Source organism: Pseudomonas fluorescens, from assembly GCF_012974785.1.
GTDB lineage: Bacteria > Pseudomonadota > Gammaproteobacteria > Pseudomonadales > Pseudomonadaceae > Aquipseudomonas > Aquipseudomonas fluorescens_BT.
In genome coordinates, this window is record NZ_CP027561.1 from 5,276,758 (window position 1) to 5,302,713 (window position 25,956).

At 60.9% G+C, this 25,956-nt stretch carries 21 protein-coding genes, 2 tRNA genes and 1 pseudogene; 13 read left to right on the plus strand and 11 right to left on the minus strand.

Annotated elements, in window-relative coordinates:
• Window positions 1–42: 42 nt before the first annotated feature.
• Genes murI through hemA form a run of 5 tightly spaced genes read right to left on the minus strand, consistent with a single transcriptional unit; the run spans window position 43 to window position 4,772 of the window.
• A complete protein-coding gene (murI, locus tag C6Y56_RS24000; protein WP_169431906.1) occupies window positions 43–834 on the minus strand; it encodes a glutamate racemase in 792 nt (263 codons plus the stop codon).
• Window positions 827–1,582, minus strand: coding sequence for a molybdopterin-synthase adenylyltransferase MoeB (locus C6Y56_RS24005; protein ID WP_169431907.1), 756 nt, complete (start codon window positions 1,580–1,582; stop codon window positions 827–829). Before C6Y56_RS24005 ends, murI begins: the two co-directional genes overlap by 8 nt.
• A complete protein-coding gene (gene prmC / locus C6Y56_RS24010; RefSeq protein WP_169431908.1) occupies window positions 1,576–2,406 on the minus strand; it encodes a peptide chain release factor N(5)-glutamine methyltransferase in 831 nt (276 codons plus the stop codon). The genes C6Y56_RS24005 and prmC overlap by 7 nt, the downstream gene beginning before the upstream one ends.
• Window positions 2,407–3,489: a peptide chain release factor 1 gene (gene prfA, locus C6Y56_RS24015; RefSeq protein ID WP_114885501.1), complete on the minus strand. Its 1,083-nt coding sequence runs from the start codon at window positions 3,487–3,489 to the stop codon at window positions 2,407–2,409.
• Window positions 3,486–4,772: a glutamyl-tRNA reductase gene (gene hemA, locus C6Y56_RS24020; RefSeq protein WP_103306074.1), complete on the minus strand. Its 1,287-nt coding sequence runs from the start codon at window positions 4,770–4,772 to the stop codon at window positions 3,486–3,488. The genes prfA and hemA overlap by 4 nt, the downstream gene beginning before the upstream one ends.
• 182 nt (window positions 4,773–4,954) lie before the next feature.
• Between hemA and C6Y56_RS24025 the strand changes: the two genes are divergently transcribed.
• From C6Y56_RS24025 to ychF, 8 genes are all read left to right on the plus strand, one after another.
• Window positions 4,955–6,679 carry a tetratricopeptide repeat protein gene (locus C6Y56_RS24025; RefSeq protein ID WP_169431909.1) on the plus strand — a complete coding sequence of 575 codons (1,725 nt, stop codon included), beginning with the start codon at window positions 4,955–4,957 and terminating at the stop codon, window positions 6,677–6,679.
• Between the two features lie 3 nt (window positions 6,680–6,682).
• Entirely contained in the window at window positions 6,683–7,300 is a 618-nt protein-coding gene (gene lolB / locus C6Y56_RS24030) for a lipoprotein insertase outer membrane protein LolB (RefSeq protein ID WP_169431910.1), read from the plus strand.
• 2 nt (window positions 7,301–7,302) lie between these two features.
• Window positions 7,303–8,154, plus strand: a complete 852-nt coding sequence (gene ispE, locus C6Y56_RS24035; protein ID WP_169431911.1) for a 4-(cytidine 5'-diphospho)-2-C-methyl-D-erythritol kinase — start codon at window positions 7,303–7,305, stop codon at window positions 8,152–8,154.
• 37 nt (window positions 8,155–8,191) lie between these two features.
• Window positions 8,192–8,266: transfer RNA gene (locus C6Y56_RS24040), tRNA-Gln, on the plus strand.
• A 45-nt stretch (window positions 8,267–8,311) separates the two neighbouring features.
• The gene (locus tag C6Y56_RS24045) at window positions 8,312–9,253 is read left to right on the plus strand and encodes a ribose-phosphate pyrophosphokinase (RefSeq protein WP_003171603.1); all 942 of its coding nucleotides are present in this window, start codon (window positions 8,312–8,314) and stop codon (window positions 9,251–9,253) included.
• A 141-nt stretch (window positions 9,254–9,394) separates the two neighbouring features.
• A complete protein-coding gene (locus C6Y56_RS24050; RefSeq protein ID WP_169431912.1) occupies window positions 9,395–9,997 on the plus strand; it encodes a 50S ribosomal protein L25/general stress protein Ctc in 603 nt (200 codons plus the stop codon).
• A gap of 171 nt (window positions 9,998–10,168) precedes the next feature.
• Window positions 10,169–10,753, plus strand: coding sequence for an aminoacyl-tRNA hydrolase (gene pth, locus C6Y56_RS24055; protein WP_007951726.1), 585 nt, complete (start codon window positions 10,169–10,171; stop codon window positions 10,751–10,753).
• Window positions 10,754–10,775: 22 nt separating this feature from the next.
• A complete protein-coding gene (gene ychF / locus C6Y56_RS24060) occupies window positions 10,776–11,876 on the plus strand; it encodes a redox-regulated ATPase YchF (protein WP_085709288.1) in 1,101 nt (366 codons plus the stop codon).
• Window positions 11,877–11,939: 63 nt separating this feature from the next.
• Here ychF and C6Y56_RS24065 read toward each other — a convergent pair whose 3' ends face one another.
• On the minus strand, window positions 11,940–13,157 hold the full coding sequence (locus tag C6Y56_RS24065) for an MFS transporter (RefSeq protein ID WP_169431913.1): 1,218 nt from the start codon (window positions 13,155–13,157) through the stop codon (window positions 11,940–11,942).
• Between the two features lie 333 nt (window positions 13,158–13,490).
• Between C6Y56_RS24065 and C6Y56_RS24070 the strand changes: the two genes are divergently transcribed.
• Together C6Y56_RS24070 and C6Y56_RS24075 are read left to right on the plus strand one after the other, a co-directional pair.
• Window positions 13,491–15,548, plus strand: coding sequence for a methyl-accepting chemotaxis protein (locus C6Y56_RS24070; protein ID WP_169431914.1), 2,058 nt, complete (start codon window positions 13,491–13,493; stop codon window positions 15,546–15,548).
• A 115-nt stretch (window positions 15,549–15,663) separates the two neighbouring features.
• Window positions 15,664–15,740, plus strand: a tRNA-Met gene (locus C6Y56_RS24075).
• A gap of 84 nt (window positions 15,741–15,824) precedes the next feature.
• On the opposite strand, the gene C6Y56_RS24080 is transcribed toward C6Y56_RS24075, so the two are convergent.
• Complete coding sequence (locus C6Y56_RS24080) at window positions 15,825–16,925, minus strand: M14 family metallopeptidase (protein WP_169431915.1); 1,101 nt, start codon at window positions 16,923–16,925, stop codon at window positions 15,825–15,827.
• Window positions 16,926–17,080: 155 nt separating this feature from the next.
• Here C6Y56_RS24080 and ggt point away from each other — a divergent pair, with 155 nt between their 5' ends.
• Window positions 17,081–18,913, plus strand: a complete 1,833-nt coding sequence (gene ggt / locus C6Y56_RS24085; RefSeq protein WP_169431916.1) for a gamma-glutamyltransferase — start codon at window positions 17,081–17,083, stop codon at window positions 18,911–18,913.
• Between the two features lie 88 nt (window positions 18,914–19,001).
• Here the strand turns inward: ggt and C6Y56_RS24090 are convergent, their stop codons facing one another.
• The 4 genes and pseudogenes from C6Y56_RS24090 to C6Y56_RS24100 form a co-directional block, all read right to left on the minus strand.
• The gene (locus C6Y56_RS24090) at window positions 19,002–19,601 is read right to left on the minus strand and encodes a flavin reductase family protein (protein ID WP_169431917.1); all 600 of its coding nucleotides are present in this window, start codon (window positions 19,599–19,601) and stop codon (window positions 19,002–19,004) included.
• Window positions 19,602–19,688: 87 nt separating this feature from the next.
• Complete coding sequence (locus tag C6Y56_RS29695; protein WP_423815214.1) at window positions 19,689–20,120, minus strand: methyl-accepting chemotaxis protein; 432 nt, start codon at window positions 20,118–20,120, stop codon at window positions 19,689–19,691.
• A gap of 156 nt (window positions 20,121–20,276) precedes the next feature.
• A pseudogene (locus C6Y56_RS29700) lies at window positions 20,277–21,005 on the minus strand (PAS domain-containing protein); the annotation flags it as partial.
• A gap of 117 nt (window positions 21,006–21,122) precedes the next feature.
• Window positions 21,123–22,436, minus strand: a complete 1,314-nt coding sequence (locus C6Y56_RS24100; protein ID WP_169431919.1) for an MFS transporter — start codon at window positions 22,434–22,436, stop codon at window positions 21,123–21,125.
• Between the two features lie 199 nt (window positions 22,437–22,635).
• Between C6Y56_RS24100 and C6Y56_RS24105 the strand changes: the two genes are divergently transcribed.
• Together C6Y56_RS24105 and acpA are read left to right on the plus strand one after the other, a co-directional pair.
• A complete protein-coding gene (locus C6Y56_RS24105; RefSeq protein ID WP_169431920.1) occupies window positions 22,636–24,054 on the plus strand; it encodes a short-chain fatty acid transporter in 1,419 nt (472 codons plus the stop codon).
• 156 nt (window positions 24,055–24,210) lie between these two features.
• The gene (gene acpA, locus C6Y56_RS24110) at window positions 24,211–25,911 is read left to right on the plus strand and encodes an acid phosphatase (protein WP_169431921.1); all 1,701 of its coding nucleotides are present in this window, start codon (window positions 24,211–24,213) and stop codon (window positions 25,909–25,911) included.
• Window positions 25,912–25,956: the final 45 nt, after the last annotated feature.

The window sequence follows — 25,956 nt, forward strand, 5'->3', positions numbered from 1 at the left end:
GGTCAGAAGTTCAGCTGACTTTTTAGATATTTCACATTTTTTTTACAAGGTGAATTTTTCGACATCGCCGGCGACTTGGCCCAACAGGACCAGGGTACTGCGCAAAGACTCGGGATCGGCACTGGTCCAGAATCTGACCGGCCGGTTTGGCCCTTCGGCGAGCAGATCACGCGCGGCCAGCAGCCGCTGCAATTGCCGTGCGACCGCCGCGCCCGTATCGATCAGGCTGATGCTCTCGGGGATCATCGACTTGAGCATCGGCTTGAGAAACGGGTAGTGAGTGCAGCCCAGAATGATCGTGTCGCAACCGCTGGCCAATAGCGGATCGACGTAGTGCCTGAGCAATGCTCGCAACTCGGCGCTGTGCAGATCGCCGCTTTCAATCCGCTCGACCAATCCGGGGCACGGTTGAGTGATGACCCGCACATCGGTGGCAAAACGATCGAGCAGCGCCGCAAACTTCGCACTCTGCAAGGTGCCCGTGGTGGCGAGTACGCCCACTACGCCGCTGCGGGTGGCAGCAGCCGCCGGCTTGACCGCCGGCTCCATGCCGACAATCGGCCAGTCGGGGAAATCCCGCCGCAGATCCGCGACGCCCGCCACGGTCGCGGTGTTGCAAGCGATCACCAATGCCTTGGCGCCCTGCTCGCGGAAAAAACCGGCCATCACGCTGCAACGCTGGCGAATGAATTCCGGGGTTTTCTCGCCATACGGAATGTGGCCGCAATCGCCGAAGTACAGCAGCGATTCATTGGGCAGCAGATGCTGGATTTCCGCCAGCACCGACAGCCCGCCGACGCCAGAATCGAATACAGCGATCGGCGCCTCACGCATGGTGCGAACCACAGACGCTGCATCCCGGATCCCGCTTGACCCGCAGCTCACGAAATCGCGAGCCCAGTGCATCGATCAACAGCAGACGCCCCACCAGTGGTTCGCCGAAACCCGCCAACAACTTCAGGGCTTCCAGCGCTTGCAGGCTGCCGACCAGACCGACCAGCGGCCCGACCACGCCGGCTTCGCTGCAAGTCAGTTCGGCTTCGCTGCCGTGACCGTACAGGCAGTGGTAGCACGGGCTCTCGGCGCGACGCGGGTCAAACACCGACAGTTGTCCTTCAAGGCGGATCGCCGCGCCGCTGACCAGCGGTTTGCGCGCCGCCACACACGCGGCGTTGACCGCTTCGCGGGTGGAGAAATTGTCCGAGCAGTCGAGCACCAGACCCACTGCAGCCACGGCGGCGGCGAGAGAATCCTCGTCCAGTGCCTGACGATGAGGCACCAGTTTGATTTCAGGGTTGATTGCGCTCAGGCGCTTGAGCGCCGAGTCGACCTTGGTCATGCCGACACTGTCGGTGTCGTGGATGATCTGGCGTTGCAGGTTGGTCAGGTCGACCGTGTCGAAGTCCGCCAGATGCAATTCACCGACACCCGCCGCCGCCAGATACAAGGCCACCGGCGCACCGAGACCACCGAGGCCGACGATCAGCACCCGGCTGTCCTTGAGCTTCAACTGGCCATCAATATCGATGTGTTGCAGGAGGATCTGCCGACTGTAGCGCAACAATTCCTGATCATTCAGCACGGCAGGCGCCCCAGGCTGATCCGTTGATGGCCGCCCAGATCGGTGCGGCTGTGGACTTCTTCGAAACCTTGAGTGAGCAGCAGATCGCGCACGGCTTCAGCTTGATCATAGCCGTGTTCGAGCATCAGCCAGCCTCCGGCCTCCAGATGCTCCGGCGCCTGAGCGACGATCAGACGAATATCGTCGAGCCCGTCGATGCCCGCCACCAGGGCGCTTTCCGGTTCGAAACGCACATCGCCTTCGACCAGGTGCGGATCAGCGGCGCGGATGTACGGCGGATTGCTGATGATCAGTTCGAAACGCTTGCCTTCGAGGGCGCTGAACCAGTGACTGCTCAGTACCGTGACGTTGTTCAGGTGCAGACGCTGACGGTTGCGCTCAGCCAGGGCCACGGCTTCCAGCACACGATCCACGGCAGTGACGCTCCACGCCGGGCGCTCGCTGGCCAGGGCCAGGGCAATCGCCCCGCTGCCGGTGCCGAGGTCGAGAACCCTGGCCGGGGCCGCCGACAATAATTCCAGTGCCGCTTCCACTAGCAGTTCGGTGTCCGGACGCGGGATCAGCGTGTGCGGTGCGACTTCCAGATCGAGCTTCCAGAACCCTTGCTGACCCAGAATGTAGGCCACCGGCTCGCCGCTGCGACGACGCTGCAGGTACTCGGCGAACACCAGTGCGGCTTCGCTGGGCACGATGCGCTCAGGCCAGGTGTGGAGAAAACTGCGGGACTTGCCCAGCGCGGCGGCCAGAAGCAATTCGGCATCCAGGCGTGCGGTGGGCGAGTCTGGCAGTTCGGCGGCGCGCAACAGACTGGCGATGATGGTCATTTACTCACCTATCGCTGCGAGCTGGTCAGCCTGGTATTCGGCCAGCAACGGCTCGATCACCGCTTCGACGCCACCGGCGAGGATTTCGTCCAGGGAATACAAGGTCAGGTTGACGCGGTGGTCGGTGACCCGGCCCTGGGCAAAGTTGTAGGTACGGATACGCTCGGAGCGGTCACCGGAACCCACCAGCAATTTACGCTCGCTGGCGATGGCGTTGGCCGCCGCCGTGGTCTGCTGGTCATTGAGCTTGGCCGACAGCCAGGCCATCGCCCGTGCACGGTTCTTGTGCTGGGAACGTTCTTCCTGGCATTCGACCACGATGCCGGTCGGCAAGTGAGTGATGCGGATCGCCGAGTCGGTCTTGTTGACGTGCTGACCACCGGCCCCGGAGGAACGGTAGGTGTCGACACGCAAGTCCGCCGGGTTGATCTCGATCGCTTCCTGTTCGTCCGGCTCCGGCAACACGGCCACGGTGCAGGCCGAGGTGTGGATCCGGCCCTGGGATTCGGTGGCCGGCACGCGCTGCACGCGGTGGGCGCCGGACTCGAATTTCAGCTTGCCGTAGACATTGTCGCCTTCGACCCGGGCGATGACTTCTTTATAGCCGCCATGTTCGCCTTCGTTCTCGGAAAGGATTTCCACCCGCCAGCCGCGTTTCTCGGCGTAGCGCGAGTACATGCGGAAAAGGTCGCCGGAGAAGATCGCCGCCTCGTCGCCACCGGTACCGGCGCGGATCTCGAGGAACACGTTGCGCCCGTCGTTGGGGTCCTTGGGCAGCAGCATGCGCTGCAAGGTGGCTTCCAGTTCGATGAGTTGCTCTTTGGTTTCGCGAACTTCTTCCACGGCCATTTCGCGCATGTCCGGGTCGCCGTCCTTGAGCAGCGCCTGGGCGCCTTCCAGATCGGCCTGGGCCTTGAGCAGCTGTTTATAGGCTTCGACGACCGGCTCGACTTCGGCGTATTCCTTGGAATAGGCGCGAAATTTGGTCTGGTCGGAAATGACTTCGGCGTCGCCGAGCAGCGCCGTCAGTTCCTCGAAACGGTCCTGGAGGATATCCAGCTTATTGAGCAGTGACGCTTTCATTGCGGTTTTTTATCCGAAAAGCTATCCGGTGAGCCCTCGAGGGCAAAGAGTTCCTGGGCCATGGCCAGCGCATCGAGGCGGCCTTCGGCAGAAAGCTTTTTCAACTGCACGCTCGGGGCGTGCAGGAGTTTATTGGTCAGGCCACGGGCCAACTGACCCAGCACGTCTTCGGCGTTGCCGCCGTTGGCCAGCAAGCGCAGGGCCTTTTGCAGTTCCTCGTCGCGCAGGCGTTCGCTCTGTTGACGATAGGCCTTGAGCACATCGACCGCCGCCAGCTCGCGCAGGCGCACCATGAAATCGTCGGCGCCGACCGAGACCATCTCTTCGGCAGCCTGCGCTGCGCCCTGACGGCTCTTGAGGTTTTCGGCGACCACTTCGTGCAGATCGTCGACGCTATAGAGGTAAACGTCGTCGAGTTCGCCGACTTCCGGTTCGATGTCCCGGGGAACGGCGATGTCGACCATGAAGATCGGCTTGTGCTTGCGCAGCTTCAGCGCGCTCTCCACGGCGCCCTTGCCGAGGATCGGCAACTGACTGGCGGTGGAACTGATAACGATGTCGCTGCGCACCAGTTCGGCCGGGATGTCCGACAGCAATACCGCGTGGGCGCCGAACTGTTCGGCCAGCAGACTCGCACGCTCCAGCGTCCGGTTGGCCACCACGATACGCTTGACTCCCAGTTCGTGCAGATGACGGGCGACCAGGGTGATGGTCTCGCCGGCTCCGATCAGCAGGGCCTGGCTGCGTTGCAGGTCGCTGAAAATCTGTTTGGCCAGGCTGACGGCAGCAAACGCCACGGACACCGGGTTTTCACCGATGGCAGTGTCGGTGCGCACTTGTTTGGCGGCATTGAAGGTCGCCTGAAACAAGCGCCCGAGCAGCGGCCCGATGGTGCCGGCCTCGCGGGCCACGGCGTAGGCCGACTTCATCTGGCCGAGGATCTGCGGTTCGCCCAGCACCAGCGAGTCGAGCCCGGAGGCGACGCGCATCATGTGACGAACTGCCGCATCATCTTCATGCACATAAGCACTCGCGCGCAGCTCGTCGAGGCTTAAATGGTGATAGTCGGCCAGCCAGCGCAGCACGATATCGGCCGAAAGCTGATCCTGTTCTATATACAGTTCACTGCGATTGCAGGTGGAAAGGATCGCAGCTTCGCGGCTGTCGGTGATTCGGCAGAGCTGCTGCAAGGCCTCCACCAGCTGCTCAGGAGTAAAGGCCACGCGCTCGCGGACGTCTACTGAAGCAGTCTTGTGGTTGATACCGAGTGCAAGGAAGGCCATTCAAGGTCGCTGATGGTGACGTGAAGCCGGCAATTGTCCTACTTCGTCAGATTCAGAACAACTACCGCTGACTATTGTCCCAATTGCCGGCCCCTATAATGGCCACAATCGAGACTCGGTTATGTTTGGCCGAAGGCTTGTGTCATGATGATCCGACCGCAGGTTAGTCGTCCTCTTCCCATATGAATAGATCTTCCGCGTTGCTCCTTGCTTTTGTCTTCCTCAGCGGCTGCCAGGCCTTGGCCCCCGTTTCGCACGATGGCGCCCCGCCGGTCGAAGACACCACGCCAGCCCCTGAAAAGCCCAAGGTGTACAGCTCGTTCAGCGAGGAAACGGTTTTCAGCCTGCTGAGCGCCGAACTCGCCGGCCAGCGCAATCGTTTCGATATTGCCCTGGACAACTACGTGACCCAGGCGATCAACACTCAGGATCCGGGCGTTTCCGAGCGGGCGTTCCGTATTGCCGAGTACCTGGGCGCGGATCAACCGGCACTGGATACGGCGCTGATCTGGGCGAAAAATGCTCCCGACGACCTCGAAGCGCAACGCGCCGCCGCCGTGCAACTGGCACGCGCCGGGCGTTATGACGACTCGATGGTCTACATGGAGAAAGTCCTGCAGGGCAAGGGCGACACCCATTTCGACTTCCTCGCGCTGTCGGCCGCCGACACCGATCAGGAAACCCGCAACGGTCTGATGAAGAGTTTCGACCGTCTGCTGCAGCGTCACCCGCACAACAATCAGCTGATTTTCGGCAAGGCCCTGCTGATGCAGCAGGACGGCGATACCAAAGGTGCGCTGACCCTGCTTGAAGACAATCCACCGGACGACGGCGAAATCGCCCCGATCCTGCTGCGTGCCCGTCTGCTGCAAGGGCTGAACCGTGGCGACGAAGCCCTGCCGTTGCTGCAGAAGAACATCAAGAAATATCCGGAAGACAAACGCCTGCGCCTGACTTATGCGCGGATGCTGGTGGAACAGGACCGGATGGACGACGCCAAGGTCGAGTTCTCCACGCTGGTCCAGCAATACCCGGAAGACGACGAACTGCGTTACTCCCTGGCGCTGGTCTGCCTGGAAGCCAAGGCCTGGGACGAGGCCAAGGGTTATCTGGAAGACCTGATCGCCAGGGAAAGCCACGTCGACTCGGCCCACCTGAACCTGGGTCGCATCGCCGAAGAACGCAACGACCCGCAAGGCGCGCTGATCGAGTACGCCCAGGTCGGCCCGGGTAACGACTATCTGCCGGCGCAACTGCGTCAGGCCGATATTCTGATGAACAACGGCAAGACCGCCGAAGCCCAGAGCAAACTGGCCGCCGAACGTGATGCGCAGCCGGATTACGCGATCCAGCTGTACCTGATCGAAGCCGAGACCCTGTCCGCCAACAATCAGGGCGACAAGGCCTGGAAAACCCTGCAACAGGCGTTGCTGCAATACCCGGACGATCTGAATCTGCTCTACACCCGGGCCATGCAGGCGGAAAAACGCAATGACCTGGGGCAGATGGAAAAAGACCTGCGCCTGATCATCAAACGCGACCCGGACAACGCCATGGCACTCAATGCCCTTGGCTACACCCTGTCCGACCGCACGACTCGCTACGCCGAAGCCAAGACACTGATCGAGCAGGCTCACCAGATCAACCCGGAAGACCCGGCGGTACTCGACAGCCTCGGCTGGGTGAATTTCCGCATGGGCAACCTGGATGACGCGGAGAAATATCTGCGTCAGGCGCTGGAGCGCTTCCCTGATCACGAAGTCGCCGCGCATCTGGGCGAAGTGCTGTGGGCCAAGGGCAAGCAGCGCGAAGCGAAACAAATCTGGGGCAAGTTCCTCAAGGACCAGCCTGACAGCACTATCCTGCGCAGCACCATCAAGCGCCTGACCGGATCCGAGACTCTTTAACTCATGTTTTTGCGCCACGTCATCGTTTTCAGCTTCATCGCCCTGCTCGCCGGTTGCGCGGGCTTCGGCGCCCGCGAATCCGTCGAAGGCCATGGCAGCCCGGCACAATGGGCCGCGAACAAACAGCAGCTGACCGGTCTCGACGGCTGGCAGATCGACGGCAAGATCGGTATCCGCGCCCCGAAAGACTCCGGCAGCGGCACGCTGTTCTGGCTGCAACGCCAGGATTACTACGACATCCGCCTGTCCGGCCCACTGGGTCGTGGCGCAGCACGACTGACCGGTCGCCCGGGCAAGGTCTCGCTGGAAGTCGCCAACCAGGGCCGCTACGACGCGCAGTCCCCGGAAGTCCTGCTGGAAGAACAGCTCGGCTGGAAGTTGCCGGTATCGAACCTGGCCTGGTGGGTCCGGGGCCTGCCGGCTCCGGCCAGCAAAAGCCGCCTCACACTCGATGCCGACAGTCGCCTGGCCAATCTGGAACAGGATGGCTGGCAGGTCGAGTACCTCGGTTATGCCGAACAGAACGGTTACTGGCTGCCCGAGCGGATCAAGCTGCACGGCACCGACCTGGACGTGACGCTGGTCATCAAGACCTGGCAACCGCGCAAATTGGGGCAATAAGCATGACCGCTCCACGCCTGACGCTGCCTTCTCCGGCCAAACTCAATCTGATGCTGCACATTCTCGGTCGCCGTGAAGACGGTTATCACGAATTGCAGACAATCTTTCAGTTCCTCGATTACGGCGACGAAATCACCTTCGCCGTGCGTGACGATGGCGTGATTCGCCTGCACACCGAATTCGACGGCGTGCCTCACGACAGCAATCTGATCGTGCGCGCAGCGAAAAAACTTCAGGAACAATCCGGCTGCTCGCTCGGCATCGACATCTGGATCGACAAGATCCTGCCGATGGGCGGCGGCATCGGCGGCGGCAGCTCGAATGCGGCGACCACCCTGCTTGGTCTCAATCATTTGTGGCAACTGGGCTGGGACGACGATCGACTGGCCGCACTGGGCCTGAGCCTGGGTGCGGACGTCCCGGTCTTCGTGCGTGGGCACGCGGCATTCGCCGAGGGTGTCGGCGAGAAACTGACCCCGGTCGAGCCGGCCGAACCGTGGTATGTCGTGCTCGTTCCGCAAGTCTCTGTTAGTACGGCAGAAATTTTTTCAGATCCATTGTTGACACGTAACACGCCGCCCATTAAAGTGCGCCCCGTTCCCGAGGGAAACAGTCGAAATGACTGCTTGCCGGTGGTATCGAGGCGTTATCCAGAAGTACGTAACGCATTGAATTTGTTAGGTAATTTTACCGAAGCAAAACTCACCGGAACTGGAGGTTGTGTGTTTGGGGGCTTCCCAAGCAAAGCTGAAGCTGATAAAGTCTCGGCCCTTCTGACAGAGACCCTTACAGGGTTTGTAGCGAAAGGAAGCAACGTTTCGATGTTGCATCGCAAGCTGCAAAGTCTGCTCTAAAGGAATCAAGTGCCCGGCACTTGAAAGCAACAGATACAGGGGCGTCGCCAAGCGGTAAGGCAGCAGGTTTTGATCCTGCCATGCGTTGGTTCGAATCCAGCCGCCCCTGCCATTTTCTATACTCATCCAGGTTACCCTCAGCCTCTAGGTACTGCGCGTGTCCAAGATGATGGTCTTTACGGGGAACGCTAACCCCGATCTGGCTCGGCGTGTCGTACGTCAGCTGCATATCCCTCTCGGTGACATCTCTGTCGGTAAATTTTCCGACGGCGAAATTACAGCCGAGATCAATGAAAACGTTCGCGGTAAAGACGTCTTCATTATTCAGCCGACTTGCGCTCCGACCAACGATAACCTGATGGAACTGGTAGTGATGGCTGACGCCTTCCGCCGCTCCTCGGCTACTCGTATCACTGCTGTTATTCCTTATTTTGGTTATGCCCGTCAGGATCGCCGTCCGCGTTCCGCACGTGTGGCCATCAGCGCGAAAGTCGTTGCTGACATGCTCACCGTAGTCGGCATCGACCGTGTTCTCACGGTTGATCTGCATGCTGACCAGATTCAGGGCTTCTTCGATATTCCGGTAGATAACATCTACGGCTCCCCGGTTCTGGTGGATGACATCGAAGATCAGCGCTTCGAGAACCTGATGATTGTGTCCCCGGACATTGGTGGCGTCGTGCGTGCACGTGCCGTTGCCAAATCCCTGGGCGTGGATCTCGGGATCATCGACAAACGCCGTGAGAAAGCCAATCACTCTGAAGTGATGCATATCATCGGTGATGTCGAAGGGCGTACCTGCATCCTGGTCGATGACATGGTCGATACCGCCGGCACTCTGTGCCACGCGGCCAAGGCCCTGAAAGAGCATGGCGCAGCCAAGGTCTTTGCCTACTGCACACACCCTGTGCTGTCGGGTCGGGCCATCGAGAATATCGAAAATTCCGTGCTGGACGAGCTGGTGGTCACTAACACCATCCCGCTGTCCGCTGCAGCACAAGCCTGTGCACGTATCCGTCAACTGGATATCGCACCGGTTGTTGCCGAAGCGGTTCGCCGCATCAGCAATGAAGAATCGATCAGCGCGATGTTCCGTTAAGGGCCCTGCCCTTCTCGAAATGTCTCGTTGACGAAAAGCGCCCCGCCCCGGCATCTCTGCCGGGGCGGGGCTTTTTTGCCCATACCGTGTTCGGCGCTGGTCGCAAACGCCACTCGGTCATGGCTATTTTGGAGATACAAAATGAACGATTTTACTTTGAATGCTGAACTGCGTTCCGACCTGGGGAAAGGTGCGAGCCGCCGCCTGCGTCGTCTCGCCTCCCTGGTTCCAGCTGTTGTTTACGGTGGCGACAAAGCCCCTGAATCCATCAGCATGCTGGCCAAAGAAGTTGCCAAACTGCTCGAAAACGAAGCTGCCTACAGCCACGTTATCGAACTGAACGTTGGTGGCACCAAGCAAAACGTGATCATCAAGGCTCTGCAACGTCACCCGGCCAAAGGCCACGTGATGCACGCTGACTTCGTCCGCGTTGTTGCCGGCAAGAAACTGACCGCAATCGTTCCTGTGCACTTCATCAACGAAGCTGCTCCAGTGAAGAAAGGCGGCGAGATCTCGCACGTTGTTGCTGAAATCGAAGTTTCCTGCGAAGCGAAAGACCTGCCTGAGTTCATCGAAGTCGACCTGGCTAACGCTGAAATCGGCACCATCGTTCACCTGTCGGACCTCAAAGCTCCTAAAGGTGTTGAATTCGTTGCTCTGGCACACGGCGATGACAAGGCTGTTGCCAACGTCCACGCTCCACGTGTTGCTCCAGAAGCTACCGAAGAAGGCGCAGCAGAGTAATTCACTCTGTCATGCCTGAGTGAGCAGGTAACATCGCGGACTGGAACGTAGCGAGAAAGCGGGCGGGAACGCGGAGTTTACATCCATGGTAAATGAGCATTTTTCGTCCACTTTCGCCGCCTTCCCTGATCGCGGCGATGTTATCCACCACTCAAAGGAAGGGCCCCTATCGTGACTGCCATCAAACTGATCGTTGGCCTGGGAAATCCAGGCGCTGAATACGAGCAGACCCGGCATAACGCAGGGGCCCTTTTTGTTGAGCGCATCGCCCACGCACAGAACGTGAATCTCGTGGCCGATCGCAAGTATTTCGGCCTGACCGGGCGTTTTTCGCATCAGGGTCAGGATGTTCGTCTGCTGATTCCCACCACCTACATGAACCGCAGCGGCCAGGCCGTGGCGGCACTCGCCGGTTTCTTCCGCATCAAGCCCGAAGAAATCCTGGTGGCGCACGACGAACTCGATCTGCCTCCGGGCGTCGCCAAGCTCAAAGTCGGCGGCGGCCATGGCGGTCACAACGGGTTGCGCGACATCATTGCGCAATTGGGCAATCAGAATACGTTCCACCGCCTGCGGCTTGGCATCGGCCACCCGGGCGTCGCCAGTATGGTTTCAAATTTTGTCCTGGGTCGTGCGCCACGCGCCGAACAGGAAAAACTCGATGCCAGCATCGACTTTGCCCTCGGCGTGCTGCCGGATATCCTCGCCGGTGAATGGAACCGCGCGATGAAAAACCTGCACAGCCAGAAGGCCTGACTCTAATCCGAGGGGAAACACCATGGGATTCAATTGCGGCATCGTCGGCCTGCCTAACGTCGGCAAGTCCACCCTGTTCAACGCCCTGACCAAATCCGGGATCGCGGCCGAGAACTTCCCCTTCTGCACCATCGAGCCGAACAGCGGTATCGTGCCGATGCCGGATCCACGCTTGAACGCTCTGGCGGAAATCGTCAATCCGAAGCGCATCCTGCCGACCACCATGGAGTTCGTCGACATCGCAGGCCTGGTGGCCGGCGCGTCGAAAGGTGAAGGCCTGGGCAACAAGTTCCTGGCCAATATCCGTGAAACCGACGCGATCGCTCACGTGGTGCGCTGCTTCGAAGACGAGAACGTGATCCACGTTTCCAACAGCGTCGACCCGAAGCGCGACATCGAAATCATCGACCTGGAACTGATCTTCGCCGACCTCGACAGCTGCGAGAAGCAACTGCAGAAAGTCGCGCGCAACGCCAAGGGCGGTGACAAGGACGCGGTGGCCCAGAAGGCCCTGCTGGAGCAGTTGATCCCGCACTTCACCGAAGGCAAGCCTGCGCGCAGCCTGATGAAGAACATGAGCGCTGACGAGAAAGCGATCATCAAGGGCTTCCATCTGCTGACCACCAAGCCGGTCATGTACATCGCCAACGTCGCTGAAGACGGTTTCGAGAACAACCCGCACCTGGACGTGGTCAAGGCCATCGCCGAAGAAGAAGGCGCGATGGTCGTTCCGGTCTGCAACAAGATCGAAGCGGAAATCGCCGAGCTGGACGACGGCGAAGAGAAAGACATGTTCCTGGAGGCCCTGGGCCTGGAAGAGCCTGGCCTGAACCGCGTGATCCGCGCCGGCTACGAAATGCTGCACCTGCAGACCTACTTCACCGCCGGTGTCGAAGAAGTCCGCGCCTGGACCGTCCGCGTCGGTGCCACCGCACCGCAAGCCGCTGGCGTGATCCACACCGACTTCGAAAAAGGCTTCATCCGCGCCGAAGTGATCGCCTACAACGACTTCATCCAGTACAAGGGCGAAGCCGGTACGAAGGAAGCCGGGAAATGGCGTCTGGAAGGCAAGGATTACATCGTCAAGGACGGCGACGTGATGCACTTCCGCTTCAACGTGTAAAAGCTGCACCCATGAAAAAGCCGCGTTTGATACGCGGCTTTTTTGTGCCCGACATTCAGCCTGTCAGGCCTTTTGGGTTCTCGGCAGGAAGATCGCCAGCACCCCGAACAGCGGCAGGAACGAGCACAGGAAGTACACGTACTCGATGCCGTGAATGTCCGCCAGATGCCCGAGCAACGCTGCACCAATCCCGCCAAAACCGAACATCAGCCCGAAGAACACGCCGGCAATCATTCCGACATTGCCTGGCACCAGTTCCTGCGCGTATACCACGATCGCCGAAAACGCCGAAGCCAGGATGAAGCCGATCACCACGCTGAGGACGCTGGTCCAGAACAGGTCGACATGCGGCATCAGCAAGGTAAACGGCGCCACACCAAGGATCGAGAACCAGATCACTGCCTTGCGCCCGATCTTGTCGCCAATCGGCCCGCCAAAGAATGTGCCCGCCGCCACCGCGCCGAGGAACAGGAACAGATGCAGCTGGGAACTTGCCACCGAAAGGTCGAACTTCTCGATCAGGTAGAAGGTGAAGTAACTGGTCAGGCTGGCCATGTAGAAATACTTGGAGAACACCAGCAGCCCGAGCACCACCAGCGCGCTGATCACCCTGCCCTTCGACAGTCCATGAATGGCGGCCTGGCCAGCCTTGAGCTTGAACAGGTTCAGGTGATGGGCGTACCAGCGGCTGATGCGATACAGCACGAACAGCGCAAACACCGCGAACAGTCCGAACCACGCCACATTGCCCTGCCCGAAAGGAATGATGATCGCCGCCGCCAGTAACGGCCCGAATGCCGAACCGGCGTTACCACCGACCTGAAACGTCGATTGCGCCAGACCAAAACGTCCACCGGAGGCCAGCCGTGCGATACGAGAAGCTTCGGGGTGGAAGGTCGAAGAGCCAATGCCGATCAGCGCCGCCGCCAGCAAGATAAGAGGGAAACTGCCCACCATCGACATCATCACAATGCCGATCAGTGTGCACACGGAACCTGCCGGCAGCAGCCACGGTTTCGGGTGTCGGTCGGTGTGGTAACCGACCCACGGCTGCAACAGCGAAGCGGTCAATTGAAAGGTCAGGGTAATCAGGCCGACCTGGGTGAAACTCAGGCCATAGTTGGCCTTGAGCATCGGATAGATCGACGGCAGCACTGACTGGATCAGGTCGTTGATCAAATGCGCCAGCGCCACCGCGCCGATGATGCGCATCACCAGAGGACTGCTTTGGGGCGGAGCGGACGCCGACGCAGCGGCGGTCTGAACGTTGCTGATAGCCATGGGAGTTTCCGTACAGCAGATGGGTGCACGCAGGCAGGTGCGTCAATGTGCCATTTTTCGGTGCGCCAGCGCCATCCCCTTAGCCAGCTAACGAACTATTCTTCCATCGCGGCGCAAGTGATAGCGCAAAGCCATGGTCTGAATCTTGCCTTGCTTATCCGCTTGAACGCGGCGCCCTTACAAAGGGCATCGAGAATGGGAAGTTTCGCTACAGAGCCTGCCTACAGAGCGGGCAAGGGTGAACTTTCGAGGCCTTTTAGCAGGGCACCAATCCCGGTCGCAACGACCGCGATGCACGCCGATGGTGCGTGGTGTCCAGAGGAGTCATGAGGCATGCAGGCTTTTTTATCACCGGGGATCGGGCTGCTGGGGCGGTTTGGCTTCGCGCGTAAATTCCAGTTGTTGTTTCTGCTGTTTATCCTGCCATTGGCCGGCAGCTTGTTGATGATCGGCCAGGACTACCGCGAAAAACTCAATCTGATCGCTGGCGAACGTGCCGGCGTGCGGCAGTTGCTCGCCCTCGATGCACTCGACAATCTTCTTGCCGCCCAGCGTGATCGCGCTGCCCGCTGGCGCGCCACGGAAACCAACCGTCAGCCGACGCCCGCCACCCTCGCCGCCATGGCTGCATTCGATTCCGTGCAACCTGCGGTCGCTCAGGCCACTCTGGATCTGGGTAACGCGTTGAAAGCCGAAGGTGCGGAAGGCGAAACCCTGGCCCGCTATCAAGCCCTGCAAACCGCGCTCGGCACTCTGGACTCCAAGAGCCTGGCCGGCGTCGGCTGGTGGCCGGACGGTTACGATCGCTTCACCAACGCCCTCAGCGCCCTGCAAGCATTGCGCGAACAAATCGCGATGGACAATCGCCTGATCCTCGCGCCGTGGCTGGAAACCTATCTGCTGACACAGATTTCCACCCAGCACGCACCAGACCTGATCGAACGGGTCGGCCGACTGGCAGCCGTCGGCCAAGCATCTGTGGTGTCCGGTCAGTTCACTCTGCAAAGTCGCTTGCAACTGCGTGACCTGCGCAGCCGCATCGGCGATGCCCGCGAGCAGTTGGTGAAAACTGCGGGCCTGCTCGAAGCGCGCCTGCCGCCAGCCCTGCAAGGCTGGGCCGGGCAGTATCACGACAGCCTCAAGCAACTGGATACCGGATTGAAAGTGCTGGATGACGGCGTGTTCGGCGGCAGCATCAATCTCAAGCCTGACGAATTCGAGCGCACTCTCGATGCCCTGCTCGGCAACCTCGCCACGCTGCGCCAGCAATCGCTGGTGTCACTGGATCAGCGGCTGGACGACTACCATGGATCGGCTATTCGTCAGTTCATTCTTGTCGCGGCGATTTTCGGTTGCCTGTTGCTGGCGGCACTGTACTTGTTCGTTTGCCTGCAAGCCTCGATCCGTCGCAGCGCCAGCGGTATCACGCTGCTCGCCGAAGCCTTGCGCGACGGTAATCTGAGCCTGCAAGTGCCGGTCGTGGGCCGTGATGAACTGGCGTCGATCAGCACCGCGCTCAACGTGGCCGTCGTGCAGTTGCGCACCAGCCTGTTGGGTGTCGATCACGAGACTTCGCAACTGAGCAATGCGGTACGCAGCCTTAACGAGCACTCCAGTGGCGCCCTCAGCGAAGTGGAAGCACAGCAATTGCAGATCAGCCAGATCGCCGCAGCGGCCACGCAACTGGCGGCGACGTCTCAAGGTGTGGCGCAGAGTTGCGAACAGGCTTCCGGCAGCGCCCAGCACACCCGGCGCATCGCTGCCGACAGCAGCCGTGACAGCCAGCGCACCACGGCGAGCATTCAACAACTCAATCAGCGCTTGAACGAGACTGCAGCAGCGCTCGGTCGGGTCAGCGAGCAAGGGCAGCAGATTCAGTTGGTGGTCGACACCATTCGTGGCGTCGCCGAACAGACCAACCTGCTGGCGCTCAACGCCGCCATCGAGGCCGCTCGCGCTGGTGAACAGGGTCGCGGTTTTGCCGTGGTGGCCGACGAGGTACGCAGCCTGTCACAACGCACGCAATCGTCTACCGCACAGATTGCCGACACGGTCGACAGTCTGCGCAATACGGTCAACGAAGCGGTGAGCCTGATGGAAGCAGCGTGCGGCCAGGCGCAGTCGGATGCCGAAGCCGTCACCGGGCTGGGCGAACGCCTGGGGGAAATCGCCAGCGCCGTGCAGAGCGTCACCGACACCCTCGCCCAGATCGCCACGGCGGTCGAAGAACAGGCGAGCACCGCTGATGAGGTCAGCGGCAATATCCAGCAGGTGGATCAGGCGGCGGTTCGCCTGCTTGAAGGTGCTCGGGCGGTGAACCTTGCAGCGGACACGTTGAGTCAGGGCAGCCATGCCTTGAGTGCCAACACCGGAAGATTTCAGCTGCGTTGAAAGCCCCTCCCGCCTCGATTTTCGGCGCGGGAGGATAAGCGGTTGAAAATAAGAAGAAATATTTTGAATTTACGCTTGACGCTTTTCCATTTCAGGGGAATAATGCGCGCCACTTGGCTACATAGCTCAGTTGGTTAGAGCATAGCATTCATAATGCTGGGGTCCGGGGTTCAAGTCCCTGTGTAGCCACCAAGTACTAAAAACGGCTTACCGAAAGGTAGGCCGTTTTTTTATGCCTCGAGAAAAGTGCCGGCCATCACCAGCCCGCACATTCTTTTACTCGGCCAGTGCCGCCAGCCCTTTCGCCCAGATCTGCCGCGTGCGCAAACCGACCATCGCCCGCCAGTCCGGATCTGCTGGATAAAACTGCTCCAGCAGATTCAGTTTGATTTCGCGCCCCGTCGCATCCAGCGGATCGCCATGCAGATGCAGCCAGTGATCGTCGCGCAGGTAACGATGCACGTCCGGCCCCGGATAAGTCCCGCACTCGATCACGAATGGCATCAACTGCACATTCGGCAACGCATCGAGCAGTGCCTGCGAGGTGTAACCGGTAGCGGTCGCTGCAACACCGGTTTCGCTCAGGGTTTCGGCACCGGTATGCAGCGTGTAGAGCCACGGGCCGTAAATCGATTGCGCCCGGGACAACGCCGGATACGGTGCCTGGGTAATCGTCAGCAACATCGGATGGCCATACTCGCCGGCGCCGGTGTGCAGGTCGAAGCACATCACGGTTTCAGCACCGGCCAAATGATTCTCGATGATTGAATGTAGCGTGCGATTCGACCAGCTCGGCGCGAGTCCGCCAAAGAACAGGCCGTCGGGATGACTGTGCTGGCCGCCCTCGACAATCGACATGACGGCCGGCCAGCCGTGCTCGGCAATTTGCGCATCCAGCAAGGCATCAGCCTTTTGCCGCTCGGGGCCATTCAAATCGGTACAGACGTAGATCTCATGCAGCGCCGCGTAAACGCGGTTGTCCGGGAGCGGTCGGCTGAAATCCAGGTGATTGCGGTTGAGGTCGATGTTGTCTTCGTTGACCCGCCGCAGCCATGCCGTGCCCCACGGATTGATCAGGTGAATCATCACGACCGCGACATCCTTGGGCAGCGAGTCCGCCGTGAAATGCTTCAGCCAGTCGATCTGGCACTCCGAACCGTAATAGCCCTCAACCCCATGGGTGCCGCTGAGCGCCACCAGACGCCGTTTGGCCAATGCATCCCCCAGCACCGCGACGTCGGTACTCAAAGACTCGCCAAACGGCCCGTTGAGCGGATGCGCGTACGAATAGCGCATGGCACCGGCCACCTTCGCGGCGGCAAGAAATCGCTCGCGCTGTTCGCGGTAGCTGGGCTGTGTCGGAAATGCGTTGTACATGGCGGCCTCTTGTTGATTGTTCTGGCTTCACTATTGGCTCTGACCCTACAGAAAATTCGCCAAGGCATGAAGGACAAACACACCGATGGTTTGCGTCCTGCACGGTCGGCCGATACAGTCCGTCAGACTTTTATCCCACGGACGGAGAGCCCCGCGTGTTTCCAGCCCTGCCCCTGAACCGCTTTCGCCTGCACGCCCTGACCCTGATCGTCAGCGCCATCACCCTCGCCGCCTGCAACGCACCGCCCTCCTCGACCTTGCCGCTGGCTCCGGAAGCCGCCTCCGGTTACCGCACCGGCCTGCAAGCCAGCCACGCCGAAAAACACATGGCCGCCGCTGCCAATCCGCTGGCCGCCGAAGCCGGTCGCGAGATGTTGCGTAAAGGTGGGTCGGCCATCGATGCAGCCATTGCGATGCAAGCCGTGTTGACCTTGGTCGAACCGCAATCCTCAGGAATCGGCGGCGGCGCGATGATCGTGCTGTGGGACGGCAAACAGGTGCGCACCTACGACGGTCGCGAAACCGCACCGGCCCGCGCGACCGAGAAGCTGTTTCTGCAGGCCGACGGCAAACCGATGCCGTTCCCGCAGGCGCAGATCGGTGGACGCTCTGTCGGCACGCCGGGCGTGATGCGTGCATTGGAACTGGCGCACAAAAAGCACGGCCGCTTGCCGTGGGCGACGTTGTTCGAGCCGGCAATCAAACTGGCCGAGCAGGGTTTTGCGATCTCCCCGCGCCTGCATTCGCTGCTGGAATCCGACCCGGTGATTCGCCGCTCGCCGGACATGGCCAGGTACTTTCTGAACAGCGATGGCAGCGTCAAAGCCGTCGGCACTCGCTTGCAGAATCCGGCGCTGGCCGCCGTGCTCAAACGCATCGCCACCGAAGGTGCGGACGCGCTGTACAAAGGCCCGATCGCCGAAGAAATCGTGGCCAAGGTTCAGGGCCACGCCAACCCCGGCAGCCTGTCGCTGAACGACCTTCAGCACTATCAGGCCAAGGAGCGTGCGCCACTGTGCACCGATTACAAACGCTGGCAGGTTTGCGGGATGCCGCCACCGTCATCCGGCGGGATTGCAGTCGCGCAAATCCTCGGCACCTTGCAGGCACTGGAAACCCGAGATCCGCGTCTGTCCCTGACACCTCTGAAACCTGTGAAAACCGACAAACCGGCCGGCCTCGAACCGACGCCGCAAGCCGTGCACCTGATCGCCGAAGCCGAACGACTGGCCTACGCCGACCGCGCGCAATACGTAGCCGATACCGACTTCGTGCCGGTACCGGTCAAAGGCCTGGTCGATCCGGGTTACCTGGCCAGCCGCGCCAGCCTGATCAGCGAACGCAGCATGGGCAGCGCCAAACCCGGTACACCGCCGGGCATACAGGTTGCCTATGCGCCGGATCGCTCGCCGCTGCGCATTTCCACCTCCCAAGTGGTGGCCGTGGACGACTTCGGTGGCGCCGTGTCGATGACCACCACCATCGAAGCGGCATTCGGCTCGCATCTGATGGTTCAGGGCTTCCTCCTCAACAACCAGATGACCGACTTCTCGTTCATCCCCGAAGAGAACGGACAGAAAGTCGCCAACCGCGTGGAGCCCGGCAAACGCCCGCGCTCATCGATGGCACCAACCCTGATCTTCGATCGTAACAGCGGCGAATTCGTCGCCACCGTTGGCTCTCCCGGCGGCTCGCAGATCATCGAATACGTGGCCAAAACCACCGTCGGCCTGCTCGACTGGAACCTCGACCCGCAAACCGCCATCAGCCTGCCCAACTTCGGTAGCCGCAACGGCCCGACAGAACTGGAGCAGGGCCAGTTCAGCCCGACGCTGATCCAGGCACTCAAGGACAAGGGCCACACCGTCAACGAAATCGACATGACCAGCGGCACCCAGGCTATCGTGCGGGTCAAGGATGCTGCGGGGAAGGCAACGCTGTCAGGTGGGGCAGATCCTCGGCGCGAAGGAGTAGCGTTGGGGGATTGAATTAACGCTGCCAACTGAAAAAGGCTTACCGAGAGGTAAGCCTTTTTTGTATTGCAACATCCGGCCATGACTTGTCACCAAGCGGCGTTCAAACCTCGAGCGTCTTGCCATCCACCGGATCGCCAATCTTCAAAAAATGCCCGCCGGCCACATGGTGCAACGTGCGCAGGCCGTCATGCCCATCGAAGTGCCAGCGTCCATCGCTGAACACTCGCGAGTCAGCCTGCGCCGCGATCACCTCGCCCAGAAACAGATCGTACTGTTCATGATTGCGCGGCTCCGGCAGCAACCGGCATTCGAGCCAGGCGACACAACCGTCAAGCATTGGTGCATCAATCTGTTCAGCTGCGAAGGTCTGCAAGCCGTAAGCCTGGAATTTGTCCTGGCCTTGATCGCGATTGATTTCCAGGCCCGAAGTCGAACCGACGGTCTGCACGATGTCGGCCTGATTCACGCACGGCACGTTAAGAACGAAGGTGCCCGAGGCCTCGAGCAGTTGTCGGGTCCAGGTAGATTTGTCGAGGACCACCGCCACTTTCGGCGGTTCGAAATCCAGCGGCATGGCCCAGGCAGCGGCCATGATGTTGCGCCGCCCGTCATGGGCGGCACTGACCAGCACGGTCGGCCCGTGATTGAGCAAACGGTAGGCTTTGTTCAGGGGAACCGGGCGACGAAAGAACTCGCTCATGGGATCTGCTCCGGGAAAAAGAGCCGATTGTAACGGGATAAAAACAACGAAGGGATGGCCGTAGACCACCCCTTCGCCCGTGCGGCATCAACTGGATAGCTGGTTGGCGAACTGACCGACCGCGTTCACTACTTTTTGCGCGCCGTCCTGAATCTCGACGATCACCGTACCGGCCTCTGCCGCCAGCGCCAGCCCTTGTTCGGCCTGCTGCTTGCCGTCGGTCATCAGGGCCACGGCGTTGCGTGCCATGTCCTGGTTCTGGCGCACCACGCCGACGATTTCCTCGGTCGCCTGGCTGGTGCGCGAAGCCAGTTGCCGCACTTCGTCGGCTACCACGGCAAAGCCCCGGCCCTGCTCACCCGCGCGAGCGGCTTCGATGGCGGCGTTGAGCGCCAGCAGGTTGGTCTGTTCGGCAATGCCGCTGATGGTCTTGACGATGGTGCCGATTACCTGGGATTGCTCGTTCAGCGCCTCGATGCCTTCGCCGGCGGTTTGCATGTGACTGGACAGATCGCGCATCACGTTGACCGCCTCGGTGACCACACGGGTGCCACGCTGGGCGGTGCTGTCAGTCTGCAAGGAGGTGCTGTAGGCGATGTTGGCAGCCTCGGCGACGGCCCGTTCCTGATTGACTTGATCGGTGATCACCGTGGCGAACTTCACCACTTTGTAGAGTTTTTCGTTGGCGTCGAGCACCGGGTTGTAGGACGCCTCCAGCCAGACCTCGCGACCATGACTGTCGATCCGCTTGAAGCGTCCGGCCACGAACTCGCCGTTGTTCAGCCGACGCCAGAAATTCTGGTACTCGGCACTGTTGGACTCGCCCGAGTCACAGAACATGCGGTGATGTTTGCCCTTGATCTGCGCCAGGCTATAACCCATGCCCTGAAGAAACCGGTCGTTGGCGCTCAACACGTTACCGTTGAGGTCGAACTCGATCACGGCAGTCGAACGCACCAACGCGCCGATCAGATTTTCGTGTTCGCGAGAGGCTTCGATGGTGCGGGTCAGGTCGCTGGAGAAAATCGAGAAATGCTTGATCCGGCCATCCGAGGAGCGAACCGGCTGCACGATAGAGCGCAACCAGGCTTCGTCGCCATTGCCACGTAAAAGGCGTACAGCGCCGGCGAAATGCTCGCCACGGGTCAGTGCAGCCTTGAAGCGGTGATGAAACTCGTCTGACTTCACATGAGCCGGCACGATGTCTTCGATGGCGCGGCCGATCAGGTCGTGGCTCTTGTAGAGCATTTCGTCGAGGAAATTCTGGTTGACCGACTGAATCCGTCCGTCGGGCTCAAGGGTGAGCACCAGCATCTCGCTTTCCAGGCTCTCCTTCACTTGCAGAAGGCTGGAGAGTTCTTCACGAAGAGCCGCCAGCTCTTGCTTCAGGCGTTTGTTGAACATGGGAAAGCACCGATGGACTGGATGGATAGCGGGTATGCAGCCTAGCCATCGGCCTTGGAAATCTTTTCTGAAGAGCGCGCGAGGCTTGTCCTACAAAAATAGTTAAGCCTCGACAACTCAGGCGGTGCCGGCCACCGGACACGGCTCCGCCCGCGGCATCCGCGAACCGAAATACGCCGCACTGACGACGCCCACCGCGCCCATCACCGCGCAGAACATCACGCAGATCCACGGGCTCCAGGGCATCAGGCCGATCAGCAGCAGAGGCGTGACACTGGCCCAGGCGGCGTAGGCAATGTTGTAGGTAAAGGAGATCCCGGAGACGCGGATCCGCGCCGGGAACAGGCTGACCATCACCGACGGCACCGCACCGACCACGCCACAGCACAACCCGGCGATGGCGTAGGCCAGACCGACCCAATCGCCGCCGCTGATCAGGCAGGTGTAAAGCAGGCCGATCCCCAGTGGCAGCAACAGGCTGTAGAGCATGACCGTGCGCCAGGCGCCGATGCGATCGACCAGCCGACCGGCAATCACGCAGCCGATGTTCAGAAACACAATGCCCAGCGCGCTCAACGCAAAAGTATGGCCGGCGGTCATGCCGAAGGTTTTCTGCATCATGGTCGGAGTAATGACCACGAACACCACCACCGCCGAAGTCAGCACGCAGGTCAGCAGCATGGCCGGCAGCATGGCCAGACGATGCTCACGCAGCACGGTGCGCAGCGGCAGTTCGACCCGTGCCTCGCGCTGCGCTTCCATGGCCATGAACACCGGGGTTTCGCTCAGCCATCGGCGCAGGTACACGCCGATCACGCCGAACACTCCGCCGAGCAGGAACGGATAACGCCAGGCGTAATCCAGCACTTCGGCCGGGGTGAACACTTGTGCCAGGAAGGTCGCAGTCAGCGCGCCGATCAGATAACCGAAGGTCAGCCCGGCCTGCAGAAAGCCCAATGCATAACCGCGATGCCCGGCCGGCGCGTGCTCGGCCACGAACACCCAGGCGCTCGGCACCTCACCGCCCACCGCCGCGCCTTGCAGGATGCGCAACGCCAACAGCAACAGCGGTGCGAAATAGCCGATCTGGGCGTAGGTCGGCATGATCCCGATCAGCAGGCACGGCAGCGCCATCATCAGGATGCTCAGGCTGAAGACTTTCTTGCGCCCCAGCCGGTCGGCGAAATGCGCCATCAGTATTCCGCCCAGCGGGCGCGCCAGATAGCCGGTGACGAAGATTCCGAAACTTTGCAGCAGGCGCAGCCACTCGGGCATTTCCGGCGGGAAGAACAGCTGGCTGAGGGTCAGGGCGAAGAACACGAAAATGATGAAATCGTAGATCTCCAGCGCCCCGCCCAGGGCCGCAAGGCCGAGGGTCTTGTAGTCGGAACGGCTGAACGGCGCCGGTCGGGCTGTGGGTTGGGCAGTCATGGCAAAGAACTCTGGCAGGCAAAAAACCAAGGCGCCCATGGTCTACGCAAACGGGCCGCCGGACAACCCGTTAGACCATAGTCTGATTCAGTGAAACACGGTCACAAAAATCCGCCGGTTGATTTACTGTTGGCACCTGTCCAGACGGGCCGGCCAAGCCCCGAAGACCACAATAAACATAAAAATCCGAGGTACTCCCGTGGCCGTTGATATCGAAGATAGCCGCTCTGCGCGCTTTGCCTTGCGCTGTTCAAGTTTTGCCGAACGCTGGTTTCCCGACTCCTGGGTCTTCGCCGCGCTGGCGGTGATCATCGTCGCGCTGGCGACCCTGGCCATGGGCGCCAAACCCACCGACGCCGCCATGGCGTTCGGCGACGGTTTCTGGAGCCTGATCCCGTTCACCATGCAGATGGCCTTCGTGGTGATCGGCGGTTATGTGGTGGCCAGCTCGCCACCCGCCGTAAAGCTGATCGATCGTCTGGCGCGGATCCCGAAAAACGGACGCTCGGCCGTGGCCTGGGTTGCGCTGATCTCGATGATCGCGTCCCTACTGAACTGGGGTCTGTCGCTGGTGTTCGGCGGTCTGCTGGTACGCGCCCTCGCCCGCCGCACCGACCTGAAAATGGACTACCGCGCCGCCGGCGCCGCCGCCTACCTTGGCCTCGGCGCCGTGTGGGCTTTGGGCCTGTCGTCATCTGCCGCGCAGTTGCAGGCCAACCCCGCCAGCCTGCCACCGTCGATCCTGTCGATTACCGGGGTGATTCCATTCACTCAGACGATTTTCCTCTGGCAGTCGGGAGTGATGCTGCTGGCGCTCGTGGTGATCTCGATCATCATCGCCTACGCCACCGCGCCCGGCCCGAACTCGGCGCGCGATGCCAGGGCCTGCGGGATCGACCCGGCCTTCAACCTGCCGCCGCTGCAACCGCGCACCCGCCCCGGCGAATGGCTGGAGCACAGTCCGTTGCTGATCATTGTGCTGGTGCTGCTGGCAGCCGGATGGCTGTTCCACGAGTTCTCGACCAAACCTGCGATCACCGCGATTTCCGGGCTCAACACCTATAACTTTCTGTTCATCATGCTCGGCGCATTGCTGCACTGGCGCCCGCGCAGCTTCCTTGATGCGGTGGCGCGGGCGGTGCCGACCACCACCGGCGTGCTGATCCAGTTCCCGCTGTACGGCTCGATTGCCGCGCTGATGACCACCGTCAAAGGCACCGATGCCCAGACTCTGGCCCACCACATCTCGACTTTCTTCGTCAGCATCGCGTCCCACGACACCTATGCGTTGTTGATGGGTGTGTACTCGGCGATTCTCGGCTTCTTCATTCCGTCCGGGGGCGGCAAGTGGATCATCGAGGCGCCGTACGTGATGCAGGTGGCCACCGACCTGAAATACCACCTGGGCTGGGCCGTGCAGATTTACAACGCCGCCGAAGCCCTGCCCAACCTGATCAACCCGTTCTACATGCTGCCGCTGCTGGGCGTACTGGGATTGAAGGCGCGGGATCTGATCGGCTTCTCCTTCGTGCAACTGCTGGTGCACACGCCGCTGGTGCTGCTGTTGCTGTGGGCGCTGGGGACGACGCTGGCGTATACGCCGCCGGTGATGCCATGACGCGGAATCATCTTCAGGCGTAATTCTTATGAGGGAGCTAGCGTATTGGCTCCCTCATTTGTTTCTGCGCCTTGGAAATGTCACCCAACCGTCACATTCCCTTGCTAGCGTCCGCCCGAAACATACTGAAACAATTAGGCATAAACGGACTTCTACATGAACGACGACACCGACGGCAAAGATCTCTCCTCGCCAGAATCCGACAATCCCACCGATACCAGCCGCCGTCGTTTTCTCGGCGGTGTCGCCGTGCTGGGTGTGGGCGCCACGCTGGCCGGGTGCGGGAAAGCCGATGATCAGCCGGGCAAGCCCGATGAGCGTCCGCTGACGCCCGCCGAACTGGACAAGGCCCTGAGCGATCAGGTGAAAACCGTCGTGGTGATCTACGCCGAGAACCGCAGCTTCAATAACCTGTTCGGTGACTTCCCCGGTGTCGAGAAGCCGCTGTCTTCACTCAAGCCCGAGCAATACCAGCAGCGCGACCGCGATGGCAGCCTGCTGCAGACCCTGCCGCCGGTCTGGGGCGGTGTATTGCAGATCGGCCCGCAAACCCTCGATGGCGTGACCTATCCCAACGCCGTGCAGTTTCAGGAAAACCTGCCCAATGCACCTTTCGCTCTGAAAGGCCCGAATGCCGAAGACCTGCCCCTGGGTCTGGTGACTCGGGATCTGTGGCACGTGTTCTATCAGAACCAGATGCAGATCAACGGCGGCAAGAATGACGGCTTCGTTGCCTGGGCCGACTCCGGCGGCCTCACCATGGGCCACTATGCCCAGAGTCGCTATTCCCTGCGCCTGTGGGATGTGGCTCAGGAGTTCGTGCTGTGCGACAACTTCTTCCAGGGCGCCTTCGGCGGCTCGTTCCTCAACCACCAATACCTGATCAGCGCCACCGCGCCGTTCTACCCGAATGTCGCCAGTTCGGTCGCCAAAAGCCAGATCGCCGCGCTGCAAAGCGATGACCCGGCCGACCCGCGACTCAAGCCCCTGGAGCAATCCCCGGCCAGCGCCATGACCGGCCCACCACAGTTCGGCCCGAGCGCGCTGACCCCGGACGGTTACGGGGTCAATACCCTCGCCCCGCCGTATTGGCCGACCTGGATTCGCGACCCTGAGCGCCCGGCGTATTCCAAGGCCGATCTGCCGAACGTCATGGTGCCGCAGACCCACGAGCACATTGGCGACAAGCTGTCGAAGAAGAACATCGACTGGGCGTGGTACGCCGGCGCCTGGCAGGCGACGCTGGATCAATACAAGGATTCCGGCGGCATCCCGAAAATCCCCAACTTCCAGTATCACCACCAGCCGTTCAACTACTTCCAGCAGCAAGGCCCGGAGCATCCCGAAGAACGCAGCAAGCGCCTGCGCGACGCCGGTCTGGGCGATGAGTCGAGCACCAACAAATTCTTCGCCGATGCCGAGGCGGGCAAGTTACCGGCCGTGAGTTTCTACAAGCCTCAGGGCAACCTGAACATGCACGCCGGCTACGCCGATGTGGCCTCCGGTGATCGACACATCGTCCGCGCGTTGAAAGTGCTGCGGGAAAGTCCGCAGTGGAAAAACATGGTGGTGATCGTGACCGTCGATGAGAACGGCGGCTGGTGGGACCACGTCGCGCCGCCCAAGGGCGATCGCTGGGGGCCGGGGTCACGGGTGCCGACGCTGGTGGTGTCACCATTCGCCCGCAAGGGTACGGTGGATCACACGGTCTATGACACCGGGTCGATCCTGCGCCTGATCACCCGTGTCTTCCAGCTGGAGACGCTGGCGGGTATCAAACAGCGCGACGATGCGATGACCGGCCGTGGCCAGAAACCCATGGGCGACTTGACCAATACCCTGCATTTCAAGGCCTGAGGACAGCTCCTGCGGCACAGCTCAAAAAACTGTCACTGACGGCTT